General features: G+C 36.0%; 15 protein-coding genes. 7 read left to right on the forward strand and 8 right to left on the reverse strand.

Features of this window, described 5'->3' with window-relative positions; translation table 11 throughout:
- Positions 1 to 85 precede the first annotated feature (85 nt).
- The gene (locus LKACC16343_RS07215) at positions 86 to 1,261 is read left to right on the forward strand and encodes an NADH-dependent flavin oxidoreductase (protein WP_056954878.1); all 1,176 of its coding nucleotides are present in this window, start codon (positions 86 to 88) and stop codon (positions 1,259 to 1,261) included.
- A gap of 89 nt (positions 1,262 to 1,350) precedes the next feature.
- Here the strand turns inward: LKACC16343_RS07215 and LKACC16343_RS07220 are convergent, their stop codons facing one another.
- From LKACC16343_RS07220 to LKACC16343_RS07245, 6 genes are all read right to left on the reverse strand, one after another.
- Positions 1,351 to 3,276 (reverse strand): copper-translocating P-type ATPase, encoded by a 1,926-nt coding sequence (locus LKACC16343_RS07220; protein WP_056954880.1) that lies wholly within the window; start codon positions 3,274 to 3,276, stop codon positions 1,351 to 1,353.
- Entirely contained in the window at positions 3,276 to 3,548 is a 273-nt protein-coding gene (locus LKACC16343_RS07225) for a cupredoxin domain-containing protein (protein ID WP_056954882.1), read from the reverse strand. The genes LKACC16343_RS07220 and LKACC16343_RS07225 overlap by 1 nt, the downstream gene beginning before the upstream one ends.
- 15 nt (positions 3,549 to 3,563) lie before the next feature.
- Positions 3,564 to 3,935, reverse strand: a complete 372-nt coding sequence (locus LKACC16343_RS07230) for a cupredoxin domain-containing protein (RefSeq protein WP_056954884.1) — start codon at positions 3,933 to 3,935, stop codon at positions 3,564 to 3,566.
- 207 nt (positions 3,936 to 4,142) lie between these two features.
- Complete coding sequence (gene nrdG / locus LKACC16343_RS07235) at positions 4,143 to 4,724, reverse strand: anaerobic ribonucleoside-triphosphate reductase activating protein (protein ID WP_056954886.1); 582 nt, start codon at positions 4,722 to 4,724, stop codon at positions 4,143 to 4,145.
- Complete coding sequence (gene nrdD, locus LKACC16343_RS07240; protein WP_056954888.1) at positions 4,654 to 6,864, reverse strand: anaerobic ribonucleoside-triphosphate reductase; 2,211 nt, start codon at positions 6,862 to 6,864, stop codon at positions 4,654 to 4,656. Before nrdD ends, nrdG begins: the two co-directional genes overlap by 71 nt.
- A gap of 292 nt (positions 6,865 to 7,156) precedes the next feature.
- On the reverse strand, positions 7,157 to 7,792 hold the full coding sequence (locus tag LKACC16343_RS07245; protein WP_056954890.1) for a pentapeptide repeat-containing protein: 636 nt from the start codon (positions 7,790 to 7,792) through the stop codon (positions 7,157 to 7,159).
- Between the two features lie 321 nt (positions 7,793 to 8,113).
- Between LKACC16343_RS07245 and LKACC16343_RS07250 the strand changes: the two genes are divergently transcribed.
- Complete coding sequence (locus LKACC16343_RS07250; protein ID WP_056954892.1) at positions 8,114 to 9,268, forward strand: ArgE/DapE family deacylase; 1,155 nt, start codon at positions 8,114 to 8,116, stop codon at positions 9,266 to 9,268.
- A gap of 45 nt (positions 9,269 to 9,313) precedes the next feature.
- Here LKACC16343_RS07250 and LKACC16343_RS07255 read toward each other — a convergent pair whose 3' ends face one another.
- Positions 9,314 to 11,239 (reverse strand): PTS sugar transporter subunit IIABC family protein, encoded by a 1,926-nt coding sequence (locus LKACC16343_RS07255; protein ID WP_082604610.1) that lies wholly within the window; start codon positions 11,237 to 11,239, stop codon positions 9,314 to 9,316.
- 156 nt (positions 11,240 to 11,395) lie between these two features.
- Between LKACC16343_RS07255 and LKACC16343_RS07260 the strand changes: the two genes are divergently transcribed.
- Both LKACC16343_RS07260 and LKACC16343_RS07265 read left to right on the forward strand, forming a co-directional pair.
- On the forward strand, positions 11,396 to 13,105 hold the full coding sequence (locus LKACC16343_RS07260) for an amylo-alpha-1,6-glucosidase (RefSeq protein ID WP_143444191.1): 1,710 nt from the start codon (positions 11,396 to 11,398) through the stop codon (positions 13,103 to 13,105).
- Between the two features lie 78 nt (positions 13,106 to 13,183).
- Positions 13,184 to 13,906 (forward strand): GntR family transcriptional regulator, encoded by a 723-nt coding sequence (locus tag LKACC16343_RS07265; RefSeq protein WP_199250836.1) that lies wholly within the window; start codon positions 13,184 to 13,186, stop codon positions 13,904 to 13,906.
- Positions 13,907 to 13,926: 20 nt separating this feature from the next.
- Here the strand turns inward: LKACC16343_RS07265 and LKACC16343_RS07270 are convergent, their stop codons facing one another.
- A complete protein-coding gene (locus LKACC16343_RS07270; protein WP_056954898.1) occupies positions 13,927 to 14,271 on the reverse strand; it encodes an ASCH domain-containing protein in 345 nt (114 codons plus the stop codon).
- A gap of 79 nt (positions 14,272 to 14,350) precedes the next feature.
- On the opposite strand from LKACC16343_RS07270, the gene LKACC16343_RS07275 reads away from it, so the two are divergent.
- From LKACC16343_RS07275 to LKACC16343_RS07285, 3 genes are all read left to right on the forward strand, one after another.
- A complete protein-coding gene (locus LKACC16343_RS07275) occupies positions 14,351 to 16,129 on the forward strand; it encodes a glycerophosphoryl diester phosphodiesterase membrane domain-containing protein (RefSeq protein WP_056954899.1) in 1,779 nt (592 codons plus the stop codon).
- 150 nt (positions 16,130 to 16,279) lie between these two features.
- Positions 16,280 to 16,726: a PTS fructose transporter subunit IIA gene (locus LKACC16343_RS07280; RefSeq protein ID WP_056954901.1), complete on the forward strand. Its 447-nt coding sequence runs from the start codon at positions 16,280 to 16,282 to the stop codon at positions 16,724 to 16,726.
- Positions 16,727 to 16,747: 21 nt separating this feature from the next.
- Positions 16,748 to 18,181 carry a PTS fructose-like transporter subunit IIBC gene (locus LKACC16343_RS07285; RefSeq protein ID WP_056954902.1) on the forward strand — a complete coding sequence of 478 codons (1,434 nt, stop codon included), beginning with the start codon at positions 16,748 to 16,750 and terminating at the stop codon, positions 18,179 to 18,181.
- Positions 18,182 to 18,248 lie beyond the last annotated feature (67 nt).

Here is an 18,248-nt window from a genome sequence, read left to right on the forward strand (position 1 = left end):
AGTTACTAAAAAGTGCGTACTATGATTCTAGCACATAAGACTTTAAAATGATTTTGTTAAAACTTATAAAAGTGAGGTCCTACTTATGACAACAAAATATAAATTTTTGAAGCCTTATACATTTAAAAACGGCGTTACAGTGAAAAATCGTATCGTGATTCCACCAATGACTGAAGCTGCTGCTTTAGAAAATGGTGCTATTTCTCGTGACGAGTTACATTACTTCGATATTCATACTGGTGGTGCCGGCATGTTTATCGCTCCAACCATGAACGTTTCAGACGATGGTAAAGGTTTTGAGGGTGAACCTTCTGTTGCCAGTGATAAATTCATGCCCGGTCTAACCAAATTGGCTCATACTATGAAGCAAAATGGAACTAAGGCAATTCTTCAAATTTTTCATGCTGGTAGAATGTCTAACTCTAAGATTTTACGTGGGGTTCAACCTGTTTCAGCTAGTGCTGTGGCTGCTTTACGCCCTAACGCTGAAACGCCTCGTGAACTAAAAGAATCAGAAATCGAACAAATCATTAAAGATTTTGGCGAAGCTACTCGTCGTGCCATTCAAGCTGGTTTTGATGGAATTGAATTACATGGTGCAAATACTTATTTGATGCAACAATTCTTCTCACCCCATTCTAACCGTCGCACAGACAAATGGGGTGGCAACTTTGAAAACAGAACTCGCTTTGCTTTAGAAATCATCAAGAGTGTCAATGAAGCTGTTTCAAAATACGCTGATGACAAATTTATCATTGGATATCGGATTTCTCCTGAGGAAATTGAAGAACCAGGTATTCGTTTAGACGATACTTTGAAATTCATTGACCTTTTAGCCGATCAACCAATAGACTATCTTCATGTTTCAATGGGATACGCTTGGAGAACTTCACTGAACGACAAATCTGATAAAGAACCAATTATTCTAAAAATCAAACAAACGGTAAATAATCGTCTGCCTCTAATTTCCGTTGGCTCAATTGAAAAACCTGACGATGCAGAAAAAATTATGGATGCAGGCATTGACTTTGCTGCTATCGGACGTGAATCAATCAGGGAACCTAATTGGGTTCAAAAAATTGAATTGAATCAAGAAGATTCCATCAGTTACACACTATCTGCGACTGAATTAGATTCACTTGGTATTAATTCCGCCTTCTTAGATTTCTTATATGACCTACATGCCGATCTACATTGGGTTGATCAAGAGCAACCTAAAGATGATTTCGATAAAAAACTTGGCGGCGTTGAAGGCAACTAGAATAAAAATATAATTAAAAAGCGACATCTATTCAGGATTCGGCACAGTGTATACCGTATCTAATAGACGTCGTTTTTTTATTTTAAATCTTATGCTGTTTTAACTTTAGTATCAATCTTAGCCTTATTTAACAAGACAGAGCTAGTTACAACTGACAAGGAACTAAAAGCCATAGCTAATCCGGCTAATTCAGGACTCAATGTCAATCCGACAGCAAAGAATAACCCAGCTGCAACGGGGATTCCTAAAACATTATAGACAAAGGCCCAGAACAAATTGAGTTTGATACGATTAAAGGTCTTCTTACTCAATTCAAGAGCTTTAGCAACATCCCTCAAATCATTCTTCATTAGAACAATTCCACCGGATTCAATTGCTATATCAGTTCCAGAACCCATGGCGATACCAACGTCAGCCATTGTTAAAGCTGGTGCATCATTAATACCATCACCAACAAACGCTACTTTTCCGTTCTTTTGTAGTTCTTCGACATGATCAGCCTTATCACCAGGTAGAACATCAGCGATAACTTCGTCAATTCCGACTTCTTGAGCAATAGCTTGAGCAACTCGTTCATTATCACCTGTTAACATAACAGTTCTTAATCCACGAGCTTTCAAAGTAGCGATAGCTTCTTTAGATGTAGCCTTAGGAGCATCCTGAATAGCAATCATACCGATAACTTCTTGATTCAAACCAACAAAGACTACCGTTTTGGCTTCGTTTTGTAATTGCACCATTTTGTTTTCTAAATCAGCGGAAATCTTAACATCGTTCAATAATTTGTCATTTCCAACAAAGGCTTTTTGACCATTAACGATAGCTTCAACACCCTTACCTTCAATGGCTTGGAAAGAATCGGCCTTGTCTGCTTGAACATTATCCGCCTTAGCTTTATCCAGAATGGCTGTAGCTAAAGGATGTTCAGATGATTCTTCCAAAGCGGCGGCGAGTTTCAAAACTTGTTGTGAATCACCAACAATATCAGTAACTTCTGGTTTACCATTTGTGATAGTACCAGTCTTATCCATTACAACTGTTTTAACATCGTTAACTTCTTCAAGAACTTCACCATTCTTGATCAAAATACCCATTTTAGCTCCACGACCAGTTCCAACCATTAGGGCAGTTGGTGTTGCTAATCCCAAAGCACATGGACAAGCGATAACGACTACGGAAACTGCAAAAATCAGAGCTTGAGCAATTGTAGCACCCAAGAAAACGTACCAAACTAAGAACGTTAGAATTGAAAGGATCAAGACAACTGGTACAAAAACCTCAGAAACTTTATCAGTTAAATTTTGAATAGGAGCATGACTATTTTGAGCCTTCTTAACTAGTTCAACAATTTGTGACAACATTGTGTCACTACCAACTTTTTCAGCTTTGAACATAAAAGTTCCATTGCTGTTGATAGTTGAACCAATAACTTTATCGCCAATCTTCTTAGTTACGGGCATACTTTCACCAGTAACCATTGATTCATCAACTGTTGAACTACCTTCAGTAATGACACCATCGACTGCAATTTTTTGACCAGGTTTAACTTTAATTAAATCGCCTTGAACGACTTCGGCTAGTGGTATTTTGACCAATTTGCCATCACGCATAACTTCGGCTTCTTTAGCTTGCAAATCAACCAATTTTTCAATCGCATTTGAAGCGTTATTACGCATTCTTTCTTCAAAAACTTGTCCTAGTAAAACGAAAGTAACAACGAAAGCGGCACTTTCAAAGAAAACACTTTGATGAGTAATCATAGCATAAATACTGTAGATATAGGCTGTGGCAGTACCAATAGCTACTAAAGTATCCATGTTGGAATGATGTTTTTTAAATGAAGCCCAAGCACTCTGTAGAAATGGACGTGCGGCCACGGCCATAACGATAGTTGTTAAAATAAATTGAGTCCATTCGCCACCGGGAATCATAATACCAAAGGGCATCAGAATCATTCCTACTAACATTGGTAATGAAAAGATTAAAGCAATCCAAAAACGTTTTGTAATTGTCATTATTGAATCACTACCTTTCCAGAGAACATATCCATACCGCAACTGAATTCGAACTCTCCTATTTTATCAGTTGAAACTGAAACAGTTTGAGCAACATTTAGTGGTAGCTGTTTTTCAAAATTCATTGTCTTAGAATGAACAACATCCAAACATCCCTGTGCATTAGTTCTGGTAAAAGTAAGTTCTGCGGGAATACCTTTTTCCAATTTAACAACTGCGGGATCATATCCACCTGCAACTGTAACGTTAACCTTCTGTACCTTCTCAACCATAATAATTTCTCCTCTTTATTTAATGATTACTTTGCCGTGAAACATGTCCATACCACAAGCCCAATTAAATTCACCTGACTTGCTAGTATCAATTTCAACTGTTCGTTGTTTATTTTGTGGTAATTCTTGATTAATACCAAAATCTGAGAAGACGACGCGATCTAAACAACTAGAAGCATCTTTTCTCGTAAAATTGATTGTGGCGGGAACACCTTTTTTCAAAGTAATAACTTCAGGTGAATATCCACCATTAACCTCAACATCGACACTTTGATTGTTATCTTTTACATTGGCCGTTGTTTGAGCTACCTGATGATTGCCGAAGAACCACCAAAGAATAAACCCTATAATTGCTAAACCAACGATTAATACGATCACCTTTGTCATAAATATCTCTCCTCAAATTCCTCAATTTATGTTTACACTTGTAAACTACAAATACTATGTTATTCTCTAAGTTTACATTTGTCAACTAGAAGATTTAAAAAACACAACAACCTTGTTAGATTGCTGTGTTTCCTTATTGTTAAATAATCGTGGTTTTATATCTTATAGTGAAAACGAACCTCACAAGGACAACTCTTGCTCCGTTCTTTATTTCACTAACTTATCCCAAATGACTACTTCTCCACTGGCTAATGATTTGGGTACATCTATAATTCTCTGATTAGATGATCCTCGGAATTGTAAGGTTAAATCTTTCTTCCTTAACAAGAATCTACCATCAACTAAAATATCAAGTAACGACAATAGTTCCAACTTATCATCTGATTCTTTCATCATTTCATCCCAAGAATAGCCGGTCCAGGACCAAATATCTTTGGTATGTCCGTACTCTTTTCGGATTCGTTTGCACAATGACAGGCAAACTTCTGTATTCAAGAATGGTTCTCCACCTAATAGGGTCAGTCCTTGTACATAACTTTGTCCAAGATCAGCGATGATCTTATCTTCCAATTCTTTTGTGTACGGTTTTCCATATCGGAAATCTTGTGCGGCTACATTATAACAACCAGGGCATCTGAACATGCATCCTGATACGTATAAACTACATCTAACACCTTCACCGTCAACAAAATTAAATGGTTTGTAGTCAGCAATTCTCTTAAGACTGTGGTCCTTGCTTAACCATTCTTTGGGAGTCGGATTGTTTGGCTCTCTCATATTTTGCTGCATGTTTTATCATCTCCGAAGTCATATTCTTTCTACGTGAAGCTATTTCAATGTGACGTCCGTGAATCATTGGACGTTGTTGAGGATTTCCTAGATAACCGCAAGTTCTCTTAACAACATCACAAAATTGAGGATCGTGATTACCACACTCTGGACAAACAAAGCCACGGGCGGTCGCATTGAATTCGCCTTTAAATCCACATTTAAAACACTGATCAATTGAAGTATTGGTTCCCAAATAACCAACATGATCATAAGCCCAATCCCAGACTGCTTCGAGTGCTTTAGGATTTTGGCGCAAGTTAGGATATTCACAGTAATGAATGAATCCACCTGAAGCATATTTAGGAAAGACTTCTTCAAAAGTTAATTTCTCAAATGGATTAGGATGCTTACGCACGTCATAGTGAAAACTGTTAGTATAGTATTCTTTCTCTGTAATATTAGGAATGGAACCAAATTTCTCCAAATCATCACGGCAAAATGTATCAGTCAAAGATTCTGCCGGCGTGGAGTAAAGGCTGTAATGGTAGCCACTCTCTTTAGCCCACTGAGCGCATTTATCGTGTAACGCTTTAACAATTTTTTCCGCAAAGTCATGTGCTGCTGGATTGCTTTCCCATTTATCACCGAAAAAGGCCGTACATACTTCATACAAACCGATATAGCCTAAAGATACCGTTGCACGTTCGTTCTTAAACAGTTCATCAATACTGTCAGTCTTCTTTAATCGTTTACCGAAAGCTCCGTACATATACAATAACGGTGCATTCTCTGGTTTAGCCTGTTTAGTACGTTCAATTCTATAGGCCAAAGCAGTATGACAAATCTGCATCTTCTCTTCAAAGATTTCCCAGAACAAATCAGAATCGCCATGAGATTCCAAAGCAATTCTAGGTAAATTAACCGTTACAACGCCGAGATTCATTCTACCTGAATTAACCTCTTTGCCATTTTCATCCTTCCAGCCTTGTAGAAACGAACGGCAACCCATTGGAGTTTTAAAACTGCCAGTGATCTCTTTGATCTTGTCATACATCAACAAGTCCGGATACATACGCTTAGTTGAGCATTCTAATGCTAAGGTCTTGATATCGTAATTAGGATCACCAGGATTCAAATTCAAACCACGTTTAATCGTAAAAGTTAACTTAGGAAAAATGGCTGTTCGGTGTTCCTTACCCAAACCTTTAATTCTAATCTCCAAAATTGATTTTTGAATAGCACGTTCGATCCAACTCGTTCCTAAACCGAAATTAATCGTTGTAAAAGGAGTTTGTCCTTGAGATGAGTAAAGAGTATTGATTTCGTATTCCAAGGCTTGCATGGCATCATAGATATCCTTACGTGTCTTTTCTTGGGCAAATTCAACTTGCTTATCTTCAGCAATCCATTTACGCGCATCTTTAAGATGTTTTTGATAATTTATTTCCGCATATGGCGCCAACAATTGGTCAATTCGATTAGCCGAACATCCCCCATATTGTAGTGAGGCTACATTCGCAATAATTTGAGACATCTGGGCCGTCGCCGTCTGAATAGAACGTGGTGATGATACCCAAGCATTTCCAATTTTAAAACCATTACTCAACATTTCATCAAAATCTATCAAACAGCAGTTAGTCTCAGGAGTGACCGGTGAGTAATCCAAATCATGCCAATGAATATCGCCACGTAAATGTGCTTTAGCGACCAATTCTGGTAACATTTTTAATCCCATAGCACGACTGGCAACACCGGCCTCCAAATCACGTTGTGTATTGAAAATATTACTATCCTTATTAGCATTTTCATGCACAACATCCTCATTACGGTTAAATAAACGTTCAATATTTAATTGAACATTAGTTGCACGTGAAAACTTATCTTGATCTGCTTGAAAATAACGTTCGTACTCTTCGGCTTGCTCTTCCATCTCATTATCATTCAAAACATCAAAAATAAGCCCATGGATTTTAGTAGTCGTCAGACGTTCTGAACCAGCAAAGTGAGAGACTAATTCAGAAACTACTATCTCTTTTTGTTGAGAATTTAGTCGGAGTTGATCCAACACAAATTCTATTTTATAGGGATAAAAACTAGTTACTGCTCCACTTCTTTTTTCTACAGGTATGGAAACTAATTTTTTTAATTCGGTAGTCATATTCTTCCCCCTAGTTATTAAATACTGATATCATTCTACAAAATTATAATAAAAAAAATAAGACTACCAAATACTAGATGTTGTGATATATAGCATATCATTACAACATCTGGTAGTCTTATTTCTATTTTAAAAAAATCGTCATTTTAATCCATTCACAAATCGTCGTTACGTTAATCAAAATGATTGTTAGCTCAAACGTTTGTATTTGTTCAATAAAATATTCCTATATTAGATATATAGCGTTGTAGTGGTTACTTTTATTAGCCTCATAGTGGTTAATAAATTTTTTTCAATATTTGATCACTAATCCTAAAAAGTAGCGGGCAAAGAAACTAGCTTGATCACTATTAACCTTGAGTCCTTTGGCCGAAAATTCATCAATATCGATTGATTCAAAACGACAACTGCTAAAATCAATTCCTTTAAGTTCGGTCCCTAAAAGATTCATTTTATTCAGCTCACAATTATCAAAAACAATCTTCTTCAATTTATTCTCATTGAAACTAACATCTTTTAAACTAGTATCAATGAAGCTGGTACTTTTCAGATTCATTCGATTAAGAACTGACATATCCATTAAACAATTATTGAATTCGACATTGTTCAAATACGACAGATTGAGATTAGTTCCAATTAACTTACAATTACTAAACTCGACTCGATACAAACTAGCCTCATCTAGTGTGCAATTGGATAAGTCACATCCCTTAAAAATCACATCGGTTAATTCAATTTTTTCAAACTGGCAATTGCTAAAAGTCATATGGTCAAAAACAGTTTTTTCAATCATTGGATGTCTGATTTCTTGATCTTCTAAGAACTCACCTTTTAACAATCGATTGGTCAAATAAAAATCTTCCTCTTCATAAATATCGAAGAAAGATCCTTTTTCTAAATAATCTTCTACAATCTTGGGCTGAATCATCGACTACACCTCTTTCAACTAGCATCTTACCAGATATCTCTTCTGAAAAAATTAGAGAGAAAAGCGTCCTATTCGAATCTTTTCGGACCCAATATCATTAATTTCTCGTAATTTAAACTTAGAATCCGTCTCCTCAACAATATAAATTAAATAATCTAATTTAAAATTAATTATTTAGTTTTAGAATCCCACTATCAAAGGCTTCCTTCAAACTTTTGACACAATTATCTGTTACTATGAATTTATAGTTACAATAAATGATTAAGATATTGAAAAATATATCGATATTATTGAGCAAATTATAATTTGGAGGGAAATGGCATGAAATTCTTTACTGAGGAACAAAGTTTAGATGTTTTAAAAGATTTGGTCGCAATTAAATCGGATAACGACAATGAATTAAAAGTTGCTTCTTATCTTAAGGACTTATTGGCTAAATACGATATCGAATCAGAAATCAAAATTATTCGTGGCAACCGTGCTAACTTAGTTGCTGAAATCGGTCATGGTAAGCCTGTTTTAGGCATCTCAGGACATATGGATGTTGTTGCCGCTGGTAATCTTGACGACTGGGACAGTAATCCTTATCAATTAACCGAAAAAGATGGTCAACTTTATGGTCGTGGTGCTACCGATATGAAGTCTGGTTTGGCAGCTCTAGTTATTACCATGATTGAATTACATCATCAAGGTCTCCCTAAGCAAGGTACTATTCGTTTGATGGCTACTATGGGTGAAGAAGTTGGCGAGGAAGGATCAAGCTACTTCTTGGAAGATGGTTCAATGGATGATGTCGACGGTCTAGTTATTGGTGAACCTTCTGGTTATAATATTGGTTACGCCGAAAAAGGTTCAATGGATATCAAATTCATTTCCAAAGGTAAAGCTAGTCACAGCTCCATGCCCGAAAAGGGCTTCAATGCAATTGATCCTTTGATGAATCTTTTAATTGATGCCAATAATACATTCCGTGATGAAAATATCAAACATGATTCAATTGGTCCATTAATTTTCAATACAACTTTGATCAATGGTGGTACACAAGTTAATTCCATCCCTGATCATGCTGAGGCTGAAATTAATGCTCGAACAATTCCCGAATATGATAATCAAAAAGTTATCGAAGTTTTAAATGATTTGATCAAGAAATATAACGATCAAGGTGCTCAAATTAGTTTTGACGCCTACATGAACGAATCACCTGTTTTGATGGACCCTAAAAATGCACTTGTTGCTCCTATGAAAAAACTAATGGAACAATACACCGATGAAGAAGTTCATGTTACACCAATTTCAGCTGTCACCGATGCTTCCAATCTAGTTCAAAAGAAACCTAATGATTTACCATTTTTGATTGCTGGACCAGGTAACGATACGCCTCATCAAATCAACGAGCATGTCGATAAACAGATGTATCTCAATTTTATTGATATTTATGAGAAACTCTTCATTGATTTTCTTGATAATGCAAAATAGATAAAAATAAGTCCAAACTCACACTCGAGTTTGGACTTATTTTTTTTAAGCAGTAACAGTTTTCGCTACATCAGCTAGATAATCAATGTCACCCACAACACTCTTACCAGCTACTACTTCTTGATTTGGTCTCATATAAGTAATTGATTTAATATCGTCACCTTGTTTAGTAATCGCCATAATTACAATATTGCTGTGCCCGGCAGCCTTGATCTTTTTACTATCAAATTTGATCAAAGTCTGTCCTGCTTTAACATGATCGTTAACTTCAACTAATGGTTTGAAGCCATCACCCTTCATATCAACAGTATCAACTCCGATATGAAGTAAAACTTCAGTTCCATCATTTAAAGTTAAACCAACGGCATGGTTACTTCCTTGCATAACAACTGTAACTTGACCATTAGCTGGAGCAACTAATTTATCACTTGTAGGATTAATGGCGATACCATCACCCAATTGTTTCTTAGAGAACATTTCATCAGGAACATTTTCAATGGCTTCAGTTTTACCAGTAGCAAAAGCTGTTAAATCATGTGCCACTTCATTGTTACCAATATTTCTATCCGCATTCAATTTAGTTCTAGAAAGAACAAATGTTAAAACAATAGTTAAAACAAATGTCATGACTTCACCGGCAAGGTAGAACCCCCATTGTTTAGGAAAGACACTCAAAAAGCTCAATACACCACCGACACCAACACTTGATGAACGTACTTGCCAAAATCCCATCCAAGCACCACCAAAGGCACCGGCTAACATAACAGCAACGAAGGGATATCTATTTTTTAAATTAACACCATAAATAGCTGGTTCTGTAATACCTAAGAATGAAGATAAACCACTAGACCAGGCAACATTCTTCTTCTTGGCATCTTTTCTAAAGATATAAGCCATTGCCAGACAGGCAGCACCTTGAGCCATTGTAACTGGTTCTCCGACTGGCCAAAGTGTTACATAGCCAAGAGTTCCGGCCATTTGCAAATTAACACCCAAGAATAAATGGTGCATCCCAGTAATAACCAATGGTGCACAGATAAATCCATACAACGCACCACCAAGAACAGGAACTGCATTAAAGATTGAAACAACACCTTTAGTAATCCAGTTAGCACCAGTCATAGTAACAGGTCCAATAACTAAGAATGAAGCAAATCCAGTAATTAAAAGTGTTAAGGGAGCTACTAAAATTAATTGCAGTGTATCGGGAAGATGTTTCTCAAAGTATTTTTCCAGTTTGACCAATACCCACGCGGCCACCAACACTGGAATAACTTGTCCTTGATAACCGACTTGGGAAACGTGCCAACCAAACAAATTCCAAGTTGGAGTTGCGGCTGGATGTGAAGCATAATCGTAAGCACTTGTTAAAGCAGGATTGACCAAAATTAGTCCTAAAACAATACCCAATAATGGATTCCCACCAAATTTTTTGACAGCTGACCATCCAATCAATGCAGGCAAGAATGAAAATGAAGTTTGTGCAATCAATTGAATAATATCATTAACACCTTTCCATTCTGTATGCATTTGAATGAATGATGCATTGGGATAAAAGATTCCTTTATTACTCAAAACATTATTGATACCCATCAATAGACCTGCGGCAACGATAGCTGGAATGATAGGAATGAAGATATCACCTAGTAATCTTACTAATCGTTGTAACGCACCTTGTTTATTACGGCCTTCCTGTTTAATCGACTCGACAGATGCTTCTTGAGCGCCTGTTTGTTTAATAAATTCATCGTAAACTTTAGGAACGCTTGGTCCAATAACGATCTGATATTGTCCACCTGCCAAAAAAGTTCCTTGAACAATATCAACATTCTCTAATTCTTTATCTTTAACTTTTGATTGATCTTTAAGAATGAGTCTTAATCTGGTAATACAGTGAGTTGCTGATTCGATATTATCTTTACCACCGATCAAATCGATGATTTTGGTAACATCACCTTTCATATCAGCCATAAGATCATCTCCCCTAAAATTATTTATATACTTCCAAAGAACAAAGCTAGTATATCTTGTTTAAACTAGTTTATCAAGTTATACTATATGTGTTCCAATAAATGCCTTTATTTAGGTATAAATATAAAAATATGTTTAAATTAGTTGGTGAGAAATATGATGAATATTAATTCGGTACCTTTTAGCTATTACGGTTCATACATGTCCATCTTTAAGCATGATGGTAAATTATGGATTCAATCTCTGCATGGTAAATCTAAAGGAAATATGGATAGTATTGAGATCCTAGTTACCCACAATGGTAGTCCCGTTCCTTTCAAGGTAGTAGAAAACTACACTTTATTAGAGCTAGTTTCCGATTTTGGTAAAGTCAGAATATGTTTTAATACTGCTCAAAAAATTGTCTTTTATAGTACTGATGGCTTAGGAGTCCGCTTTACATCACACCCTAAATTCAATTTTGAATACAATTTTCATTTAGGTAAAAAGGAAGCTCCCTATTACATAGTCAACAGCTACAAGAATCTCACCAAATATTTGGTTTACACTACTAACTGTTCTTCCCATCTATCCCAATCACTAACCGTGGATACCACTGGAAGCAATAAGACAGCTAATAATAGTTCGTTTATTGATATATTCCCCAAGGGAGACAATTCGTCTACTATTGCTGTTGTTCAAGACATACCAACTAATATGCAAAAGCCCGACAATGAGAAACTAGACTTCTCTTTAATCGAAAAAATTGCTAAACAAAACTTCGATCGTTTTGCTCAGCAATTTCAACTTGTTCAACCAAGTTATAAAAATATTCAACTAGATGCAATTTATACCCTCTGGTCCGCTACTGTTTTTCCTGAAGGTAATCTAGAATTTGCTTCTATCTATGCGTCTAATAACAAGTTCCCCGGCGTTTGGAGTTGGGATCATTGTTTCATGGCTTTAGCTTTGGCGGGAGTAGATAATCAATTAGCTTGGGATCAGATGAAAGTAGTTTTCCACCACCAAGATAAAGCTGGGCAATTACCAGGATCAGTTAGCGACTCGACTATCAGATGGAACTTTTCCAAACCGCCAATTCATGCTTATATTTTTGCCAAAATGGCACAGAAAATGACATTCACAGACACACAATTATTTGAAATTCACTACTGGATCAGCAAACAAGTTGATTTCTATTTGAATTATAAAGACTCCAATGAAGACGGTATTTGCGAATACGATCATGGTAACGATAGCGGTCAAGATAACAGTACCGTCTTTGCTCAGAATACCGTCGTCGACTCACCTGATCTTTCGGCCTATTTGATTTTTGCTATGGATTATTTAATTAAACTATCCAAACAACTCAACCTACCAGAACAGATGGAATATTGGGCTAAGAAAAAAACCATTCTAGTTGCCAAGTTTAAAAGTTATTTCTTTGATGAAAATAATCTTCCCTCCGCTAGAGAAATGTTCACTGGCAAAAAAATAGAGTCTCAGGGACTCTTGCCCCTTATTTCATTAGTTGCTAGTAAAGATTTGAATCAACAAGAAATTGAAGCTATTACCAAAAACATCAAACAACACTTCATTACCAAATTTGGTATCGCAACTGAAGCTCTTGATAGCCCGCTTTATCAAGACGATGCTTATTGGCGTGGTCCCATTTGGGGACCTTCATCTGTAATCATGTATGAAGCACTAAAAGATGCTGGTGAGGTGAAATTAGCTCAGCAAATTGCCCATAGTTTCTGTAAAACTGTAAAAACCTATGGTTTCGCTGAAAATTTCAATGCCAAAACTGGCGTTGGTTTACGTGATAAATCATTTTCGTGGACGGCCAGTGCTTTTCTCTATTTTGCTAACGAATTGCATTTGTAAAATTAAATCAAAACAGTAATAATTATAGATATAGATGATTTCTGGAGGGGTGATATTATCGCAAATAATAAATACGATGTGATTTACGAAGATTTAAAAAAGCGAATTAAGAATGAAGAATACAAGTACCAAGAAAAAATACCTTCAGAAACCAATTTGATTCTAGAATATGACTGTTCCCGCAATACCCTTCGTCGGGCAATTAAGAAACTAGGTGCCGATGGTTATGTCCAAAGTATCCGTGGCAAAGGCGTTATAGTTCTTTATAACGCCAATTTAGAAAATACTTTAATCAAAAAAGGCAGTCATTCATTTAGTCAAATGGCTGACCGTAACAAAATTAAATTTAAAACTAGTGTTTTGTTATTCGATGAAATTGAAATCAACAAGAAACTAGCTCTGGAAAGTACCTTTCCTGTTGGTACGCCAGTTTATTATATTAAAAGACTTCGTTCTATCGGTGATGACAATTACATCATTGAAGAAAACTACTTCATGCGCAAAGTCGTTAAAGATTTGACCATCGGTATCGCTCAAGATTCGATTTATAAATATCTGAACGATGTTCTAAACGAACCAATTGCTACCACCAAGCGTATCTTAACCTTTGGTATAGCAACTGATCAGGATAAAAAATATTTAGATTTGAATGGTTATAACGCCGTTCCGATTGTAACAAACTATTCATTTACAAATGACGGAACTATGTTTGAATACACCATTTCTCATCATCGTCCTGACAAATTCATTTTTTATGATCAAAATCAGACTAACCCAGTTTCCTTTATGCTAGACAAATAAAAAATCACGAATTCATTTTCCTATGGATTCGTGATTTTTTCGATTTTAATAGCTAATGCACCGTACTTTTGTTCTCGCTCGCGTGAATATATTTCCTGATTTTCTTGATCCAACTCTTCAATTGATTCATTCTTAGGTGCACCAATGATTGGCCCAGAATACTTAGCAAAGAGATCTTTAAAAGTTGAAAACTTCTCCAAACCTAATACCTTAACCTTTAAAGTTTCACCTGTTGTCAGATTTGTGAATTCTATGAAATCATTAACTCGCAATTGTGAACGTTTCTCATCATTTAATCTAACCTCAATCGTTTTTTCACCTGATTTGATAGCTTCAAACGGTTGATCGTATAATCCCATTTGCATATCACAATTCCTTCTTTCAATTAATATTAATAATTATATAATAACGAGGTATACAACAAATCTTTGGGGGAAAAATAATATGGGGATATTTTCCGAATTTCGGAAACAAAATAGCAACTTTTGGCGTTATTTCTGGAAGTACAGTCAAATCATCATCTTGATTCAATTGATGATTACCTACGTTTTAGTGCCAATTCTCAACTACTTAGCTAACGGGATAACTTTTTTAGGAAATGTTAAATACCTTTCTTACACCAATGTACCTTACCTTATTACCAAGAAACCACTGGTTGTCATTGGCTTAATCGTTATTCTTCTACTAATACTATTGTTAGTCTTCACGCAATTTACTTTGCTCTTAATCAGTTTTCAAGCTATCAAGTCTAAGGCCAGTTTGAGCTGGTGGGACTACTTGAAACGTGTTTCTAAAAATGTTTTAGGTTTGCCTTTTAAAGCCTTCGGTTTCTTCTTACTTTACTTTTTAATCATCACACCTTTTGGAAGTTTAGGTATTTCTTCTACCTTACTGAACAAGGTAAAAATCCCACAATTCATTTTGGATTGGCTACTACAAGAACATCTTCCTTTAGCTATTCTATTGGGAGTTCTCTATCTGGTAGTTCTTTATATCGGCCTTCGCTGGCTCTTCGTCTTACCACTTATGATTTTTGAAAATAAACCTATTAAGTTGGCTCTTAACCGCAGTTGGGAAATGACACGTGGAAAAGCCTTACACTACTTAGGAATTTTTCTTATCTTAATCGCTGTCGTATCAATTATGGCAACCGTTTTGATTGGTATCGTAATTATGTTCCAATGGTTAATTGACCAGGCAGCTTTCCTTGGAAAACTTGATTTCACTATGGCTGTCATCAACATGACGTTAATTCAATTCATTAACATCGTTATCAGTATTTATGCTTCTGGTGTCGCCGTTTTAATTATGTTGAGTCACACGCATACTCATTACTTTTATCCAAAAAGGGAACATCGTGGTCATAAATGGTTCTGGGGTATCACGGCTGTGGTCGTTGTTACCAGTTTTGTGACCTACAATGTTACTTACTTTAACGATTGGTTATTGGAACCACCTGTTACAATTTCACACCGTGGTGTTGATGATGGTAACGGCATTCAAAACACTGTTTCTGCCATGCAAGCTACCTCGAAAGAGAAGCCTGATTACATTGAAATGGATGTTCAAGAAACTAAAGATCACCAATTCGTCGTTTACCACGATAATACCTTGAGTAATCTAGCTGGAATTAATAAGAAACCTAGTCAGATGACCTTGGACGAATTAACATCAACTAAGATTCATGAGAATGGTAAAACAGCTTATATTGCCAGTTTTGATGATTACCTTGCTACTTCAGAAAAGTTGAATCAAAAATTACTAGTCGAATTCAAGTCAGTTTCTGGTAACAGTAAAGATTTCGTTAAACGTTTTTTTCAAAAATATGGCGCACGCTTGTATCAAGACAAAGACATGGTTCACTCACTTAGTTACAAATATATTGAACAAAGTAAAGAATACATGCCTAAAGTTAAGGCCAGTTACATCTTGTCATTCAATCTAGCCGGAATTCCAATCACAAAAGCTAATGCTTTCACTATGGAATATACGACTTTAAATTCCAGATTCATTGAAGGCGCTCATTTGCAAAACAAAAAGGTCTACGCTTGGACAGCAAACGATGAGGAATCAATGGATCATATGATTTTCATAGGTTCTGACGGCGTCATAACGGATAATTTAAGCCTTTTGAATGGAGAAATTCACCGTTTATTCAATAAATCCAGTTACTCAGAACGTATGACTATTTACGTTACTCAAATGCAGGATCCTTTTAATTAACATATTTTTCTAATCACATTTTAAAAAAGCCCACATTCTTAAAATTAGGAATGTGGGCTTTTGTCACTCTTATGTGACAAATTGATCATTAATACTGTAATCGTTTTCACATATACTCTATTTGAAATAAAAGATGAGAGGAGTCAAAAAATGACTATGTTTAACATCGATCACATAAATATGAACTTAAATGGTAATACACAAAAGGAAATACTTTCTTCACTTGCTTCTCTTGCAAAGAGTCAAGATATCGTTTCAGATGAAGATACTCTAGTTCAAGATTACTTAGAAAGAGAAAAAGAATCCACAACTGGATTTGGTAATGGTGTTGCAATTCCTCATGCACGTACGAATAACGTAAAGGCTACCGCTATTCTATTTGGTAGAAGTAGTTCAGATATCGAATGGGATTCATTAGATGGGAAACCTGTTAATACCTTCATTAGTTTATTAGTCCCTAACGACCAAGGCGATACACATCTAAAATTATTAGCAAAGCTAAGTCGTCAACTAGTACATAAAGATTTCGTATCAATTTTAAAGAACGGTACTAAAGAAGAAGTTTTCGCAGCTATTAACAATGTCCTAGAAAATTAAAATTGTAAGGGGGATTAAATTATGACCAAAATTGTTGCCGTAACTAATTGTCCAGCCGGTATTGCTCACACATACATGGTTGCAGAAGCAATTGAAGAAAAAGCTAAGTCACTTGGATATGAAGTACACGTTGAAACCCAAGGTGCAAGTGGTGTTGAAAATGAACTAACATCTAAACAAATTGCTGAAGCCGATTATGTAATTTTAGCAATTGGAAAAGGACTTACTGATTCAGATAAAGCTAGATTCGATCAAAAGAAAGTAGTAGAACTTCCCGTTTCTGAAGCTCTAAAACATATCGATACACTATTTGATGATTTGGAAGGTAATTCTCATGTAATGACATCTTCCAAAGTTAAATTAGGAGCAGATCAAGAAGTAGTTACCGAAGGTATTATGAGTTATCTTATGGCCGGTGTATCTGCAGCATTGCCATTTGTTATCGGTGGTGGTCTTCTTATCGCTATTGGTAGTTTGATGGTTCAATTCGGAATGCCAAATACACCACTAGCAAAGGGTACATCTCCATCAATTGCTTGGGTCATCACTAGCATTGGTAATTTAGGTTTCCAATTCATGATTCCAATCATGGGTGCTTATATTGCTTACGCTATTTCAGATAAGCCAGCATTTGCTCCGGCTTTCCTTGTAACTTTCTTAGCAAATGATTCCGATTTGCTTGGTACAAAATCAGGTGCTGGTTTCTTAGGTGCTATCGTTATCGGTTTATCTATTGGTTATTTTGTTAAATACTTTAAGAAAATTAAATTGGGTAAGAATTTCCAATCCATCTTACCATTTATGATTATTCCATTCGTTACGCTATTAATATTCGGACTATTAACCTACTACCTATTAGGTCCAGCAATGGCTTGGTTGATGTCTGTTCTACTATCATTCCTTCAAAATATTCCTACTTCAATGAAGATTGTCGGTGGATTTATCGTAGGTGCCATGTTGGCTTTCGATATGGGCGGTCCTATCAACAAAACTGCTTGGTTCTTTAGTTTTTCACTTCTAAGTTCACATGTTTTCAACTGGTACGGTATTGTTGGTGTTGTAACTTTGCTACCACCTATGGCTGCTGCCATTGCCACTTGGATCAAACCAAATCTATTTACTAAACAAGAACGTGCTGCTAGTTGGAGTGCCTTTATTGTTGGTAGTACTGTTGCCACCGAACCAGCAATTCCGTATGCTCTAGCTGCCCCGCTTCCAATGATCACAGCAAATACATTAGCTGGTGGTATAACTGGTGCTATAACAATTCTTTTAAACGTGGAACGTACTGCTCCTGGTATTGGTATCTTTGATCCATTACTAGGTCTTGAATCACCATGGTATTGGTTCTATCTATGTGTAGCTATTGGCTTAGTTTTAAACGTTTCCTTCATAATTATCTTTAAAGGTATTTGGTTAAAACGTAAAGAAGAAAAAGAAAAACAAGCTGCATAGTATTAGTTTCAAAGGGATAATATCATTTTGAAAATGAAAAAAATCCCATCAATTCGCAGTTTGAATT

It is taken from the genome of Companilactobacillus bobalius (genome assembly GCF_002179915.1).
Classification (GTDB): domain Bacteria; phylum Bacillota; class Bacilli; order Lactobacillales; family Lactobacillaceae; genus Companilactobacillus; species Companilactobacillus bobalius.

Coding starts and splice junctions, on each gene's coding strand:
- LKACC16343_RS07225 (WP_056954882.1), bottom strand. CDS start 3,548: ATGGTTGAGAAGGTACAGAAGGTTAACGTTACAGTTGCAGGTGGATAT.
- LKACC16343_RS07275 (WP_056954899.1), top strand. CDS start 14,351: ATGGGGATATTTTCCGAATTTCGGAAACAAAATAGCAACTTTTGGCGT.
- LKACC16343_RS07255 (WP_082604610.1), bottom strand. CDS start 11,239: ATGGCTGATATGAAAGGTGATGTTACCAAAATCATCGATTTGATCGGT.
- LKACC16343_RS07245 (WP_056954890.1), bottom strand. CDS start 7,792: ATGATTCAGCCCAAGATTGTAGAAGATTATTTAGAAAAAGGATCTTTC.
- nrdD (WP_056954888.1), bottom strand. CDS start 6,864: ATGACTACCGAATTAAAAAAATTAGTTTCCATACCTGTAGAAAAAAGA.
- LKACC16343_RS07280 (WP_056954901.1), top strand. CDS start 16,280: ATGACTATGTTTAACATCGATCACATAAATATGAACTTAAATGGTAAT.
- LKACC16343_RS07250 (WP_056954892.1), top strand. CDS start 8,114: ATGAAATTCTTTACTGAGGAACAAAGTTTAGATGTTTTAAAAGATTTG.
- LKACC16343_RS07220 (WP_056954880.1), bottom strand. CDS start 3,276: ATGACAATTACAAAACGTTTTTGGATTGCTTTAATCTTTTCATTACCA.
- LKACC16343_RS07260 (WP_143444191.1), top strand. CDS start 11,396: ATGATGAATATTAATTCGGTACCTTTTAGCTATTACGGTTCATACATG.
- LKACC16343_RS07270 (WP_056954898.1), bottom strand. CDS start 14,271: ATGCAAATGGGATTATACGATCAACCGTTTGAAGCTATCAAATCAGGT.
- LKACC16343_RS07215 (WP_056954878.1), top strand. CDS start 86: ATGACAACAAAATATAAATTTTTGAAGCCTTATACATTTAAAAACGGC.
- nrdG (WP_056954886.1), bottom strand. CDS start 4,724: ATGCAGCAAAATATGAGAGAGCCAAACAATCCGACTCCCAAAGAATGG.
- LKACC16343_RS07285 (WP_056954902.1), top strand. CDS start 16,748: ATGACCAAAATTGTTGCCGTAACTAATTGTCCAGCCGGTATTGCTCAC.
- LKACC16343_RS07230 (WP_056954884.1), bottom strand. CDS start 3,935: ATGACAAAGGTGATCGTATTAATCGTTGGTTTAGCAATTATAGGGTTT.